Source organism: Streptomyces noursei (assembly GCF_016917755.1).
Lineage (GTDB): Bacteria > Actinomycetota > Actinomycetes > Streptomycetales > Streptomycetaceae > Streptomyces > Streptomyces yunnanensis.
The window spans coordinates 7,075,134-7,088,132 of record NZ_CP070326.1 but is presented as its reverse complement, the minus strand read 5'-3'; the positions used below and the strand labels follow the sequence as shown (position 1 = coordinate 7,088,132).

Sequence of the window (12,999 nt, the reverse complement as noted above, 5' to 3'; positions counted from 1 at the left end):
CAACACCAGGGCGGGCGCGGCCCGTTCGGGTCGGGCGTGGTAGAGGCGTCCGCCGCGCACCAGCACCGAGCGGCGCAGCGCCCGCTCGACGAGGGCGGCCTCGTCGGTGCGGGGCGGCAGCCGCACATAGGTGTGCAGTCCGGCCGCCGCGCCCTCGATCCGGGCGCCGGGCAGATGGCGGAGCACGGACTGGACCAGGGTCTCGCGGCGGATGCGGTAGCCGGCGCGGCGGCGGCGCAGATGCCGGTCGAAGTGGCCCGAGCGCAGGAACTCGGCGAAGGCGAGCTGGGTGAAGACGTCGGAGCCCAGGTCGCGGTGGGAGCGCATCCGCTCCAGGGGGGCCAGCAGCCGGGCGGGGGCCGCCAGCCAGCCAAAGCGCAGGCCGGGGGCGAGGGATTTGCTGGCGGTGCCGCCGTAGACGACGCGTTCGGGGGCCAGCCGTTGGAGCGCGGGCGGGCGGGCGCCGCGCTCCAGCCACAGGTCGCCGTCGTAGTCGTCCTCGATCACCCAGGCGTCGACGTCCCGGGCCCAGCGGATCAGGGCCTCCCGGCGGGCGGTGGTGAGGGTGGCGCCGGTGGGGAACTGGTGGGCGGGGGTGACCAGGACGGCCCGTGCGCCGGTGCGGGCCAGCGCGTCGACGTCGATGCCCTCGGCGTCCACCGGGACCGGTACCGGCCGCTGCCCCACCTCCTGGAGGAACTGCCGCTGCCGGTGGTGGCAGGGGTCCTCCATGGCGATGCGGTCGACGCCCTGGTCGGACAGGACGGAGCACAGCAGGCCGAGCGCCTGGGCGAAGCCGGACATCACCATCACCTGGCCGGGGGTGGTGAGCACCCCGCGGGCCCGCCCGAGGTACTGGGCGAGTTCCTCGCGCAGCGCGCCGACGCCGGACAGCGGCGGATAGTCCAGGTCCTGCGGGCCGGCGCCGCCCAGGGCGCGCTGGTAGGAGGCGAGCCATTCGCGGTGCGGGAAGCCGGTCGGGCCGGCGGTGCCGGTGCGCAGGTCCCAACGGGCCGGTGGGACCAGGCCGTCGTCCAGCAGCGTGGGCCGGGTCGGCGGCGCGGGCGGTGCCGTGTGCGGGGCGACGCGGGTGCCCGAGCCGCGGACGGCCTCCAGGTAGCCCTCGGCGATCAGTCGGCCGTACGCCTCGACCACCACGCTGCGCGAGACGCCGAGGTCCTCGGCGAGTTGGCGGCTGGAGGGCAGCGGGGTGCCGGGGTGCAGCACTCCGGCGGCGATGTCGCGGCGCAGGGTGGATTCGATCTGCGCCGTGAGCGGTAATGCGGAGTTTCGGGACACGTCGATGAGGGCGTGCCAGGACATTTCTTCTTCCCCTTCTTCTCCCCGACGGTGGGCGGAAAGTGGACCGGAATTGCTGCGGTGAATTGGTCTGTCGGCCGGTTTGCCGCGGACCTCAGAATTGCCGTGAGGAAAGGGGGCCACCGGTGACCGATACGGATCGGCATGCGACGGCTCGATGTGCGGCGGACCGGGAGGTGTCCTGGGCCGCGCTCCTGACGGCGCTGCTGGCGGGCGAGGACCTCACCGCCGAGGACACCGCCCGGGCGATGGACCGGGTGATGCGGGGCGGGGCGACCCCCGCGCAGCTGGCGGGTCTCGTGGTGGCGCTGCGGGCCAAGGGCGAGACCGTCGACGAGGTCGAGGGGTTCGTCCGGGCCATGTACGCGCACGCGGTGCCGCTGGCGGTGCCCGGGCCGACGCTGGACATCGTCGGCACCGGCGGCGATCGGTCGCACAGCGTCAACATCTCCACGATGTCGGCGATCGTCGCGGCGGGCGCCGGCGCGCGGGTGGTCAAGCACGGCAACCGCTCGGCGTCGTCCGCCTCCGGGTCGGCCGATGTGCTGGAGCGGCTGGGGGTGGCGCTGGACCTGCCCGCGGCGGACGTCGCGGCGCTGGCCACGGAGGTCGGCATCACCTTCGCCTTCGCGCCGATGTTCCATCCCTCGATGCGGCACGCCGCCGCCCCGCGGCGGGAGTTGGGCATCCCGACGGTCTTCAACGCGCTGGGCCCGCTGACCAATCCGGCGCGCCCCACCGCGCAGGCGGTGGGCGTCGCGGACGCCCGGCTGGCGCCTCTGCTGGCCGGGGTGCTGGCCCGGCGCGGCGCGTCCGCGCTGGTCTTCCGCGGTGATGACGGGCTCGACGAGCTGACGGTCACCACGACCTCCACGGTCTGGTCGGTGCGGGACGGGGCGGTGCGCGAGGAGGTGTTCGATCCGCGGGAGGTCGGCGTCGGTCACGCCCCGCCGGAGGCGCTGCGGGGCGGGGATGCCGCGCGGAACGCCGAGGTGGTGCGGGACCTCGTGGCGGGTGCCCGGGGGCCGGTGCGCGACGCCGTGCTGCTGAACACCGCCGCGGGGCTGGCGGCGCTCGCGCCGACGGACGAACCGCTCGCGGTGCGCCTGGCGGCCGGGATGGCGCGGGGCGCGCGGGCCATCGACTCGGGGGCGGCGGAGGAGGTGCTCCAGCGGTGGGTGCGGGTCTCCGCCAAGTTGGCGGCCGGGGGCCGGCGGTAGGGCGGCGGCCCCCGGCGCCGCACCGGGGGCCGCCGCGCCGTGCCGCGTCAGCGCCGTCCCGCGGCGCGCAGCGCGGCCAGCGTCCGCCGCGGGCCGTCGGCGCCGGTGACCAGGGCCTCCCCCACCAGTACGGCGTCCGCACCGTGGGCCGCCACCGCGGCGACGTCCGCCGGGCCCCGGATCCCCGACTCGGCGATCCGGACCACGTCCTCGGGGAGCAGTGCCGCCAGCCGACCGAAGACGGACCGGTCGATCTCCAGGGTCCGCAGGTCCCGGGCGTTGACCCCGACGACCCTCGCCCCGGCGGCCAGCGCCCGCTCGGTCTCCGCCTCGTCGTGCACCTCCACCAGGGCGGTCAGGCCCAGTTCGGCGGCGGTCGCCATCAGTGCGACCAGCTCCGGCTGCGGCAGCGCGGCCACGATCAGCAGTGCCAGGTCGGCGCCGTGCGCCCGCGCCTCCCACAGCTGGTAGCGCGTGACGATGAAGTCCTTGCGCAGCACGGGGAGGGTGATCCGGGCCCGGACCGCGTCGAGGTCGTCGAGCGAGCCGCGGAAGCGGCGCTCCTCGGTGAGCACGCTGACGGCCGCGGCGCCCCCGTCCTCGTACGCGCGGGCCAGTGCGGCGGGATCGGCGATCGGGGCCAGCGCTCCCTTGGAGGGGCTGGCCCGCTTCACCTCCGCGACGACCTGGACGCCGGTGGGCCGGCGCAGCGCCGCCACCGCATCGCGGGCCGGCGGCAGCGCGGCCACCCGGTCCCGCAACGCGGCCTCGGGCACGGTGCGTCGGCGGACGGCGAGGTCCTCGCGTACTCCGGTCACGATCCGGTCGAGCACCGTCGGTGTTCTGGGTGTTCTTGGTGGCATCACGGCGCCACCGGGGTGCGCGGCAGGGCAGCGCGCCGGGCCGCGGAGCGCACCGCACGGCGCACCGCCTCGCTCTCCTCGGGGTGCCGGCCGACGGCCCAGAAGGCGCGGTCGCCCACCACGGCCTCCAGGTAGACGACGATGCCGTTGAGGCGGCCGGAGACCCGGTCGACCTGTATGTGACGCACCTGGCCGGTCGCGCCCAGCGCGCCGAGCAGGTCCTGAGCGGGGGCGCGCCAGCGGTCGGCGGCGGCGCCGGTCGGTTCCGCGATCGGGGGGACCGGCGGGTGCGAGGGGGCGTCCGCGGCGCGCGGCAGGGCGTAGGTCTCCTCGAAGGTCAGCCACAACTGCGGGGCGGATGCCTCGCCCCCGGTGCGTTCGCAGCGCTGCTGCATCACCGCGGAGAAGTCGATCTGCAGGCGCCGGGGCAGTTCGAGGCCGTATGCGCTGCGCAGGAGGTGGGCGATGCCGCCCTTGCCGGACTGGGTGTTGATCCTGATCAGGGCCTGGTAGTCGCGTCCGATGTCGCGCGGGTCGACGGGGAGGTAGGGCACGTCCCACACGCCGCGGTCGCCGGCCTTCTGCCGGGCGAGCAGGCCCTTGCTGATGGCGTCCTGGTGGGTGCCGGCGAACGAGGTGTAGACGAAGTCGCCCGCCCAGGGGTGTCGGGCCGGTACCGGCATCTGGTTGCAGTCCTCGACGATGCGCCGGATGCGGTCGATGGCGCCGAGGTCCAGCATCGGGTCGACGCCCTGCGAGAAGAGGTTCATGGCGAGGGTGATCAGGCAGACGTTGCCGGTGCGTTCCCCGTTGCCGAAGAGGGTGCCCTCGACGCGCTGCGCGCCGGCCAGCACGGCCATCTCGGCGGCCGCGACGCCGCTGCCGCGGTCATTGTGCGGGTGCACGGACAGCAGGGTGCGGTCGCGGTGGGCGAGGTGCCGGCTGACGTACTCGATCCGGTCGGCGAACTCCTGGGGCGGGAAGACCTCGACGGTGGCGGGGAGGTTGATGCGCAGGGTGTGGTCGGCGCGCGGTGCCCAGAAGTCCAGTACGGCGTTGCAGATCTCCAGCGCGTAGTCGGGCTCGGTCTGGGTGTAGGACTCGGGGGCGTACTGGAGGTAGAGCTCGGTGCCGGGGAGGGAGTCCTGCAGGCGCAGGGCCTGGCGGGCGCCGTCGAGGGCGAGCGCGAGGGTGGCCTGCCGGTCGGCGCGCAGCACCAGCCGCCGCTGCGCCTCGGAGGTGGGGTTGAAGACCTGCAGGCAGGCGCGCCGGGTGCCGCGCAGGCTGCGGACCGTCCGCTCGATGAAGTCCTGGCGGATGGGGGACATCACCTGGATGACGACGTCCTCGGGGATGGCGTCGTCCTCGATGAGGTGGCGGACGAAGGCGTGGTCGTCCCTGGAGGCCGTCGGGTAGCCGACCTCGATCTCCTTGAAGCCCATGGACACCAGGAGGTCGAACATCCGGCGTTTGCGCTCGACGTCCATCGGTTCGATCAGCGCCTGGTTGCCGTCGCGCAGGTCGACGCTGCACCACAGGGGAGCTTGCCGGGCCACCCGGTCCGGCCATGTGCGGTCGGGGAGTCCGAGGGGCCGGTAGGGCTGGTACTTGCCGGTCGGCATGCGGCTGGGGTGCTGCACGCCGGTGTGCGGCAGGAGGGGTGCGGTGTGCGGTGCGTGGACGGTGCTGTCCTCCATGAGGGTCCTCCCGTAGGACAGTGCGGAAGGGCGGGGTGCCGCGCCGCGGAGCGGTTGCCGCGCGGCACCGTTCGCCGTGGGTGGCGAGCCGTCAGGCTCTTTCGTGCGGTCTTGCGGTGGTCTCCGGGCCGGTCGCCGCGCGCAGTTCGAGGGTGCAGCACTTGACGCTGCCGCCGCCCTTGAGCAGTTCGGACAGGTCGACGCCGAGGGGTTCGAAGCCGCGCGCGCGAAGCTGCGCGGCGAGCCCGGTGGCCGCTTCGGGCAGCACCACGTGGCGGCCGTCGCTGACCGCGTTGAGGCCGAAGACGGCGGCGTCGGCGGGGTCGGCGAGGACCGCGTCGGGGAACAGGCGCCGCAGCACGGCGAGGCTGCCGGGCGTGAACGCCTCGGGGTTGTACATGACCTCGTCGTGGTCGAGGACGGCCAGCGCGGTGTCGAGGTGGTAGTAGCGGGGGTCGGTCAGCTCCAGGCCGATGACCGGACGGCCGAAGAACTCCTGGGCCTCGGCGTGCCCTTCGGGGGCGCTGCGGAAGCCGCGGCCGGCCAGGATCCAGCTGCCGGTGACCAGGAAGTCGCCCTCGCCCTCGTTGATGTGCTGCGGGTCGTGCAGCGTCGGGTGGCCGGCGGCGCGGAACCAGTCCAGGTAGGCGGGGCCCTCGGCGGTGCGCTGGGCGTTGCGGAAGCGGGCGCCGAGGACCTTGCCGTCGATGACGGTGGCGCCGTTGGCGGCGTAGACCATGTCCGGCAGGCCCGGGATCGGGTCTATGAGTTCCACCTGGTGGCCGAGGTCGCCGTACAGGGCGCGCAGCCGCTCCCACTGGGCGACGGCCAGTTCGGCGTCGACGGGCTTGGCGGGGTCCATCCAGGGGTTGATGGCGTAGCTGACCTCGAAGTGGGTGGGGCGGCACATCAGGTAGCGCCGGGGCCGGGCGGTACGGGCACGGCGGTGGGCACGGGACGCGGGCTCGCTCATGATGCTCCAGTTCACGTGGGTGCGGGGGGCTCGGACGGGCGGTGCGGCGGGGCTCAGGCCGGGGACGGCCAGGCGCGGTAGGACCGCAGGCCGTACAACAGGGGCTCGGTGTCGGCCAGTTCACGGATCCCGTAGACCTCGCCGAAGACCATGCGCTGGCCGCCGACCCGTACGGTCTCGGTGATCCGGCAGTCGGCGACCGCCCGGGCCGCCTCGGTCAGATGGGGGCCGGCGCCGCCGGCCGGCGTGTCCCAGGCGGTGACGGCGAAGCGGTCCGGGTCGCCGGAGGCGAACAGTTCGGCGGTCTCCCGGCCCTTGGCGTGCAGCAGGTTGACCGCGAAGGCGCCGGTGTGCAGGGCGGCCGCCAGGGTGGGGCTCTGGCTCCGCATCCCGACGAGCAGCGTCGGCGGGTCGACCGTGACGCTGCACAGCGCCGAGCAGGTCATGCCCCAGGGGCGGTGGTCTTCGTCCACGGCGGTGATGATCGCGACGCCGCTGGGGAAGCCGGACATCAGCGCCCGGAACCGGTCCGGGCCGGTCGCTTCGCGGGGGGTCGCGGTCGCGTCGGCAGGTGTCGTTGCGAGGTCCAAGGTACTCACCGCTCGGCTGGTAGAAGGGTGGGCTCCGCGCCCACGGGGACGGGGCGGGTGCGGCGGTCGGCGACCCACAGGAGCGGGCCGCTGAGTGCGGTGGTGATCAGCGCCATGATGATCAGCGCCAGATAGAGGCCGGAGGTGAGGATGCCCGCGCTGTAGCCGGTCTGCAGGACGACGATCTCGGTCAGGCCGCGGGTGTTCATCAGGGCGGCCAGGCGCAGCCCTTCGCGGTGCGACCGGGCGCCGGCCCGCGCGCCCAGGTAGCTGCCGATCAGCTTCCCGGCGATGGCCAGCCCCGTGCCCAGCGCCACCGCCGGCCAGGAGAACACCGCGTCCGGGCCGACGGCGAGCGAGGTGCCGGTGATCGTGAAGAGGAGCGGCAGGGCCACCCGGCCGGCCCTGCCGAGGGTGTCGGCGGCCCGGGTGAACGGGCCGTGCTCGCCGTCGGCGGGCAGCGCCAGGCCCATCAGCGCCGCGCCGAAGACCTCGGTCAGGCCGAGTTGGCCGGTGGCGGTGGCCGCGCCGAAGGCCGCCGCGGCGACCAGGACCAGTACCGCCGCGGGGTGGGCGGCGGCCGCGGTCCGCACCGGGGCGGCGGCGGCCAGCCGGCGCACCGCGAAGGCGCCGAGCGCGCCGCCGGCGAGGACGGCGCCGGCCCTCCCGACGCCGCCGTCGCCGGTGGCCAGCGCCACGGACAGCGCGAGCAGCACCCAGGTGACCGCGTCGATGGTGACCGCGCTGGCCATCGCCAGCCGCCCGGTCTCGGTGTGCTGCATCCGCCGGTCCTTGAGGATGCCGGCCAGTACCGGGACGGCGGTGACGGCCAGCGAGACGATCAACAGCAGCACCAGCGCCGGGGTGTCGGCCCCGCCACGCAGCCGGGGTCCGCCGTAGCGCAGGACCCACACGGCCAGCAGTGCGCCGGCGGCCATCGGCAGCAGCGCGGAGCCGACCGTCAGCCAGGCGAGCGCCCGGCCGCTGAGCCGGGACGCGCCGCCGCGGATCTCGTGCGCGGCTCCCACCAGGAACAGCGCCAGTCCGAGGTGGCCCAGCTCCGCCAGCACGTCCTTGCCCGGGGAGTGCGCACCGCCCCAGCCGAACCGCGTGACCAGCAGCACTCCCAGCAGCAGGCAGACCGAGATCTCGCCGACCACCTCGGGCTGGCCGAGGCGACGGGCCGCCCAGCGGCCCAGCAGCGCGGTGGGGACGATCGCCCCCAGAACCAGCACCGGTTGGGCGAGGGTCAGTGCGTCCACGGTCTCTCCTTCGTCCTGCTGGGGGTGGGGCCCGACGGTCAGTGCATCTGGGCGAGGTACTCGTACTGGCTGGGCAGCCGCTTGGCGATGTCGCGGGCCTGGTCCTTGAGCCGCTGGATCTCCTGCGCGGCGCGCGAGTCGTCCATGTACGCGAGGACGGGCGCGGGCTTGGCCTCGAAGCCGCCGAGGCCGAGCAGCATCGCGTGGTAGGAGTAGGGCTCGAACCCGTGGTAGTGCGGGAAGATCGTCCCTTCGGTGGGCAGCTTGGACTGCCACGCCTCCAGGCGGGCGGCCAGCCCGTCGGGGAGCTCGCGGGTCTTGGCGTCCCGCCAATAGGCGTTGTCGTTGCGGGCCGCGGTCCGGTAGTGCAGCACCAGGAATTCCCGTACGCCGTCCATGGCATTGGCCACGGTGCGGTTGTAGGAATCCCGGAGCTTCGGGTCCCACTTCGCGTCCGGGAAATGCTTGACGAGTTCCTCGATGCCCTGCTGGATGAAGAAGATGCCGGTCGATTCCAGCGGCTCGACGAATCCGCTGGAAAGGCCGATGGCCACGCAGTTGTTGACCCAGGACTGCCGGCTGCGGCCGATCCGCATGCGGATGTGATTGGCCTCGACGTCCGCGGCCTGCGGGCCGACGAAGGCGCGCAGGGTCCGCTCGGCCTCTTCGGGGGTGGTGTAGTCGCTGGCGTAGACGTAGCCGGTGCCGATGCGCTCGAAGAGCGGGATCGTCCAGATCCAGCCGGCCTCCTGCGCGGTGGCGGTGGTGCACGGGCGCAGCCGGGTGTGCTCGGCGTCGTGCGGGACGCGCAGCGCCACCGCGCGGTCGTTGGGCAGCGTGTCCTGGTACGAGACGAACGGTTCGCCCAGCGTCTTGTTGAGCAGCAGGCCGGCGAAGCCGGTGCAGTCGATGAACAGGTCGCCGGCCAGCTCGCCGTGTTCGCGGGTCTTGAGGTGGCTGATCCAGCCGCGCTCGTCGCGGACGACCTCCACCACGTCGTCCTCGATGTGCCGGGCGCCGCGCGCGGTGGCGTACTCGGTGAGGAAGTCGGCGAGCAGCGACGCGTCGAACTGGTAGGCGTAGGGGAACTGGGTGGCCTGTTCGGCGAGGGTGGAGCGCTGCAGGTCCATGGAGCCGCCGCGCTCGACGAAGTCCTGCTCGAAGAGGGTGCCGTCCAGGTAGCGCGGCGAGCGCATGGTGTCGCAGATCTCGGACATCAGGAAGACGTCCTGGTCGAAGCGGTCGCTGGGCTTCTTGTTCAGCCACCACTCGGTGAGCGGGAAGCCGTCGACGACCCGCAGCCGCTCGAAGGGGTGGTAGAAGTAGTGGCCCTTGGCGCGCCAGTTCTCGAAGCGGATGCCGAGCTTGTAGGTGGCGTTGCACTTCGGCATCCAGTCGTTCTCCGAGAGGCCGAGGTAGTCGAAGAAGTGCCGCACGGTGGAGAACGTGGCCTCGCCGACGCCGATCGTTTTGATCCGCTTGGACTCGATGACGGTGACATTGATGCTCTCACCGAGCGCGGCCCGCAAATACGAGGCCGTCATCCAGCCCGATGTACCGCCGCCGACAATAACTACGCTGGAAAGCACGAAAATTCCTCCGGAGATGGTGGTGACGGGCGGGAAATGCGTCGAGTTGGCGCTCAGCTTTCAGTAGGCCGCGACGGAGTAACAGGCTCTTAAGCGCTGTTGAAAAGACGCATCTCAGGGCGTATTTCAGGCCACTTGGCGAAGTCGGCACAGGATGTCGCCGGCGCCGTCATTCGGCGATCGGGACGACCTTGGGATCGGCCAGCGCGCGGTAGTCCTCGGTGGCCAGCGCCACCGAGAGGTCCAGGCGGGCCGCGTTGAAATACAGGACGGGCTCGTCCAGCAGCGCCGGGTCGGCCAGGACGGTGAGCTCGTGGTGGAACGAGAAGGGGATGATGCTGCCGCTGGCGCAGCCGCTCAGGCGCTCGGCGAGCGCGCGGTCGGCCAGCTTGGCCCGGCGGGCGCCGCACTGGGCGGCCACCCGGGGGAGGGCCACCCGCCGGTCGCCGGGGATGACCGCGAGGACCTGCCGCGCGGCGGGCAGCGCGTCCGGCACGGTGACGATCATGCACTTCGCCGCCGCGGAGAGGGAGTGCCCGCGCAGCTCGCTGGCCCGTGCGGTGTTCCCTTCGGGCGGGTGCGGGAGCAGCCGGTAACGGGCACCGACCGCGTCCAGGAGCCCCAACAGTCGGACGGATGCCGGGCATTGTTCCTGCCCGGCGTCCGGGGTCGGCCGCGTGGTCATGTACCGGCCGGCTGCGGCGCCGGGGCGACGGGCCGCATCCAGGACCAGCGGTCGGGAAGTTCCCCGCGCTGGATGCCGAAGAGGGCGTCGGAGAGCCGGGTGGTGACCTCGCCGGTGGTGCCGTCGCCGATCGTCCAGGTGCCGTCGGCGCCGCCGACCTCGCCCACGGGGGTGATCCGGGCGGCGGTGCCGCAGGCGAACACCTCGGTCAGCTCGCCGCCGGCGCAGCCGCGACGCCACTCCTCCAGGCTCATCGGCTCCTCTGCGGCGGGAACTCCCAGGGCGGGGGCGAGTCGCAGCAGCGCGTCCCGGGTCACCCCGGCCAGCAGGCTGCCGGACAGCGGCGGGGTGACCAGGCGCGCGTCGCGGCCCGAGCCGTAGACGAAGAAGAGGTTCATCCCGCCCAGTTCCTCCACCCAGCGGCGTTCCACCGGGTCGAGCCAGACGACCTGGTCGAAGCCCTGTTCCTGGGCCTCGGCCTGGGGCAGCAGGCTGCCGGCGTAGTTGCCGGCGCACTTGGCGGCGCCGGTCCCGCCGGCCGCGGCCCGGGAGTAGGTCTCGGTGACCTGGACCCGCACCGGGCGCTGGGCGGGGCCGAAGTAGCCCTCGGTGACGAAGGCCATCAGCAGGAAGCGGTACTCGCGGGCCGGGCGCAGCGCGAGGGTGCGTTCGCTGGCGAACAGCAGCGGTCGCAGGTACAGGCTCATGGCGGGGTCGTCGGGTATCCACTGCTGGTCCTGGGCGACCAGGGCGTCCACTGCGGCGAGGAACAGCTCCTCGGGCGGTTCGGGCATCATCAGCCGGCGGGCGGAGGCGCGCATCCGGCGGGCGTGCGCTTCCGGCCGGAAGACGCCGACCGAGCCGGTGTGCGAGCGGAACGCCTTGAGCCCCTCGAAGACGACCTGCCCGTAGTGCAGGCCGACCGTGGCGGGGTCCAGCACCAGCGGTTCGTAGGGGCGCAGCTCCGCCTCGTGCCAGCCCCGTTCCTCGCTCCATCGGACGGAGACCAGGTGCTCGGTGAAGGCGGAGCCGAAGGCGGTCGAGGTGGTGCGTTCCGCGCGCTGCGACGGGGTCAGCGGGCGGGCGACGGGTTTGGACACGATGTGCACTCCGGCCTCCTGTGGCGGGTCGTGCGGATCGGGCGGTCGGGGCGTCAGACCAGCGGGGCGAAGAAGTAGGTGTCCCGCTGGCGGAAGCACTGGTCGTCGTCGCGGTGCACGAAGAAGTCGGCGAATTCCAGGGAGACTTCGCTGCCGTCCTTCAGGACGCCCTCGAAGACGCCGGTGACCGCGCTGCGCTCGCCCTCGACGAGGAGCGAGGTGACCGTGTGCCGGCCGCGCGCGATGACCCGCTCGCCGGTGTAGAAGGCGCGCAGGCCCTGGTGGCCGCGCATCGGCGGATAGCCGGGGCGCCGGTAGACGGCGTCCTCGGTGAACAGCGCGATCAGGCCGGGCACGTCGGCGGCGTCCACCAGGCGGTAGTACTCGCGCACCTTGGCCGCCCTGGCCTCGTGGGCCGGGTCCGTCGGGTCAGTGCGCACCGTCGCCACCTCCCGCGCCCGCCATGGCGACCAGGGTCTGCCGCTCGCCGGTGTAGGGGCGGCGGCCGTGCGAGACCAGCAGGTTGTTGACGATCAGCAGATCGCCGCGGACCCAGGGGAAGGCGTACAGGCACGTCTCGAACGCGTCCCGGACGGTGTCCATCTCCTCGTCGGTGATGGGCGTGCCGTCGCCGAAGTAGGCGGCGCGCGGCATGTCCTCCTCGTCGAACATCTCGGCCAGCGCCTCCCGGGCGGCCGGGGGCAGGTTGGAGGTGTGGAAGAGGTGGGCCTGGTTGAACCACGACTCGCGGCCGCTGACCGGGTCGGTGACCAGGGCGGGCCGGCGGTGCCGGGTCCGCAGGCCGTCCTCGGTCCAGGTGAACTCGATGCCGTGCTGCTTGCAGTAGCGCTCGACCTCGGCGCGGTCCTCGGTCTGGTACGACTCCTGCCAGGTCAGGCCCATGCCCTCGCGGTAGGCGCGGGTGTAGAGCACGCCCTGGTCGCGGAAGCGGGCCACCAGGTCGGCGGGCAGGTGGTCCAGCAGTGCGCGGGTGTCGGCGAGGGGGGTCTCGCCGCCGGTGTCGGCGGCGACGATCGAGGCGAAGAACAGCCAGCGCGGGTAACTGTGCGCGTACGCGCTCTCGTTGTGCTGGACGATGGTCTGGTTCGCCGGGTACTCGGTGGAGGTGTAGACGTTGCCGTCGACCTGGCTGCGGGGCGTGGAGCGCTCGGTGTAGCTGAGCAGTTCGCCGCCGATCCGGGCCGCGACGTCGTTGAGCAGCGCGGCGTTGTCGACCACGCCGCGCACCAGCACCGCGCCGTGGGTGTCGAGGGCCTCCATGAGGTGCGGGCGCTGTGCGGTGGCCCAGCGGGCGATGTCCTCGGTCGCGCCGGGGGCGTCGGCCCGGAAGCCCTCGTAGACGACGACTTTGGTGTGTGCCGTGCCCTCCAGGCGGCCGGGCCGGCCGCCGAGGAGGGTCAGGTGCTCGGGCAGTTCCTCAACCATGGTGCTTTTCCGCCTCTCTTGCTCAGGCACCCATGGCCTCGATCAGGGACTTGGGGCGCATGTCGGTCCAGTTCTCGTTGACGAATTCCAGGCATTCCTGGCGCAGTTGCGGGCCGAAGGCGACCTCCCAGCCCTGGGGGACTTCGGCGAAGCTGGGCCACAGGGAGTGCTGTCCCTCGGTGTTGCGGAGCACCAGGTAGAAGGCTTCGTCATTCTCGAAGGGGTTGGCGGACATGGCATTTTCCTTTCGTTGC

Annotated in this window: 12 protein-coding genes and 1 pseudogene; 1 reads left to right on the top strand and 12 read right to left on the bottom strand. The window is 73.2% G+C overall.

All coding sequences use genetic code 11. The annotated features are described in order from the left end of the window. Positions 1-9: 9 nt before the first annotated feature. A pseudogene (gene pdxR, locus JNO44_RS30975) lies at positions 10-1,323 on the bottom strand (MocR-like pyridoxine biosynthesis transcription factor PdxR); the annotation flags it as partial. A 122-nt stretch (positions 1,324-1,445) separates the two neighbouring features. Here pdxR and trpD point away from each other — a divergent pair. Next, positions 1,446-2,540, top strand: a complete 1,095-nt coding sequence (gene trpD / locus JNO44_RS30970; protein WP_205366988.1) for an anthranilate phosphoribosyltransferase — start codon at positions 1,446-1,448, stop codon at positions 2,538-2,540. Between the two features lie 47 nt (positions 2,541-2,587). Here the strand turns inward: trpD and trpC are convergent, their stop codons facing one another. From trpC to JNO44_RS30915, 11 genes are all read right to left on the bottom strand, one after another. Beyond that, a complete protein-coding gene (gene trpC / locus JNO44_RS30965) occupies positions 2,588-3,403 on the bottom strand; it encodes an indole-3-glycerol phosphate synthase TrpC (protein WP_205366986.1) in 816 nt (271 codons plus the stop codon). Further along, positions 3,403-5,100 carry a 2-isopropylmalate synthase gene (locus tag JNO44_RS30960; RefSeq protein ID WP_240167722.1) on the bottom strand — a complete coding sequence of 566 codons (1,698 nt, stop codon included), beginning with the start codon at positions 5,098-5,100 and terminating at the stop codon, positions 3,403-3,405. The genes trpC and JNO44_RS30960 overlap by 1 nt, the downstream gene beginning before the upstream one ends. 91 nt (positions 5,101-5,191) lie before the next feature. After that, entirely contained in the window at positions 5,192-6,073 is an 882-nt protein-coding gene (gene ddaH, locus JNO44_RS30955) for a dimethylargininase (RefSeq protein WP_205366978.1), read from the bottom strand. 53 nt (positions 6,074-6,126) lie between these two features. After that, entirely contained in the window at positions 6,127-6,672 is a 546-nt protein-coding gene (locus JNO44_RS30950) for a flavin reductase family protein (RefSeq protein ID WP_235094579.1), read from the bottom strand. Then, entirely contained in the window at positions 6,669-7,925 is a 1,257-nt protein-coding gene (locus JNO44_RS30945) for a cation:proton antiporter (protein ID WP_205366976.1), read from the bottom strand. Before JNO44_RS30945 ends, JNO44_RS30950 begins: the two co-directional genes overlap by 4 nt. A gap of 38 nt (positions 7,926-7,963) precedes the next feature. Beyond that, a complete protein-coding gene (locus JNO44_RS30940) occupies positions 7,964-9,514 on the bottom strand; it encodes a tryptophan halogenase family protein (protein ID WP_205366973.1) in 1,551 nt (516 codons plus the stop codon). Positions 9,515-9,683: 169 nt separating this feature from the next. Further along, positions 9,684-10,199, bottom strand: a complete 516-nt coding sequence (locus JNO44_RS30935) for a YbaK/EbsC family protein (protein WP_205366971.1) — start codon at positions 10,197-10,199, stop codon at positions 9,684-9,686. Next, on the bottom strand, positions 10,196-11,308 hold the full coding sequence (locus JNO44_RS30930; protein ID WP_205366970.1) for a branched-chain amino acid aminotransferase: 1,113 nt from the start codon (positions 11,306-11,308) through the stop codon (positions 10,196-10,198). The genes JNO44_RS30935 and JNO44_RS30930 overlap by 4 nt, the downstream gene beginning before the upstream one ends. A gap of 44 nt (positions 11,309-11,352) precedes the next feature. Further along, on the bottom strand, positions 11,353-11,739 hold the full coding sequence (locus tag JNO44_RS30925; RefSeq protein WP_067346350.1) for a nuclear transport factor 2 family protein: 387 nt from the start codon (positions 11,737-11,739) through the stop codon (positions 11,353-11,355). Continuing rightward, positions 11,729-12,745, bottom strand: coding sequence for a TauD/TfdA family dioxygenase (locus JNO44_RS30920; protein WP_205366969.1), 1,017 nt, complete (start codon positions 12,743-12,745; stop codon positions 11,729-11,731). The genes JNO44_RS30925 and JNO44_RS30920 overlap by 11 nt, the downstream gene beginning before the upstream one ends. A gap of 22 nt (positions 12,746-12,767) precedes the next feature. Further along, complete coding sequence (locus JNO44_RS30915) at positions 12,768-12,980, bottom strand: MbtH family protein (protein ID WP_039632070.1); 213 nt, start codon at positions 12,978-12,980, stop codon at positions 12,768-12,770. Positions 12,981-12,999 lie beyond the last annotated feature (19 nt).

Coding starts and splice junctions, on each gene's coding strand:
- trpC (WP_205366986.1), bottom strand. CDS start 3,403: ATGCCACCAAGAACACCCAGAACACCGACGGTGCTCGACCGGATCGTG.
- JNO44_RS30960 (WP_240167722.1), bottom strand. CDS start 5,100: ATGGAGGACAGCACCGTCCACGCACCGCACACCGCACCCCTCCTGCCG.
- ddaH (WP_205366978.1), bottom strand. CDS start 6,073: ATGAGCGAGCCCGCGTCCCGTGCCCACCGCCGTGCCCGTACCGCCCGG.
- JNO44_RS30935 (WP_205366971.1), bottom strand. CDS start 10,199: ATGACCACGCGGCCGACCCCGGACGCCGGGCAGGAACAATGCCCGGCA.
- JNO44_RS30920 (WP_205366969.1), bottom strand. CDS start 12,745: ATGGTTGAGGAACTGCCCGAGCACCTGACCCTCCTCGGCGGCCGGCCC.
- JNO44_RS30915 (WP_039632070.1), bottom strand. CDS start 12,980: ATGTCCGCCAACCCCTTCGAGAATGACGAAGCCTTCTACCTGGTGCTC.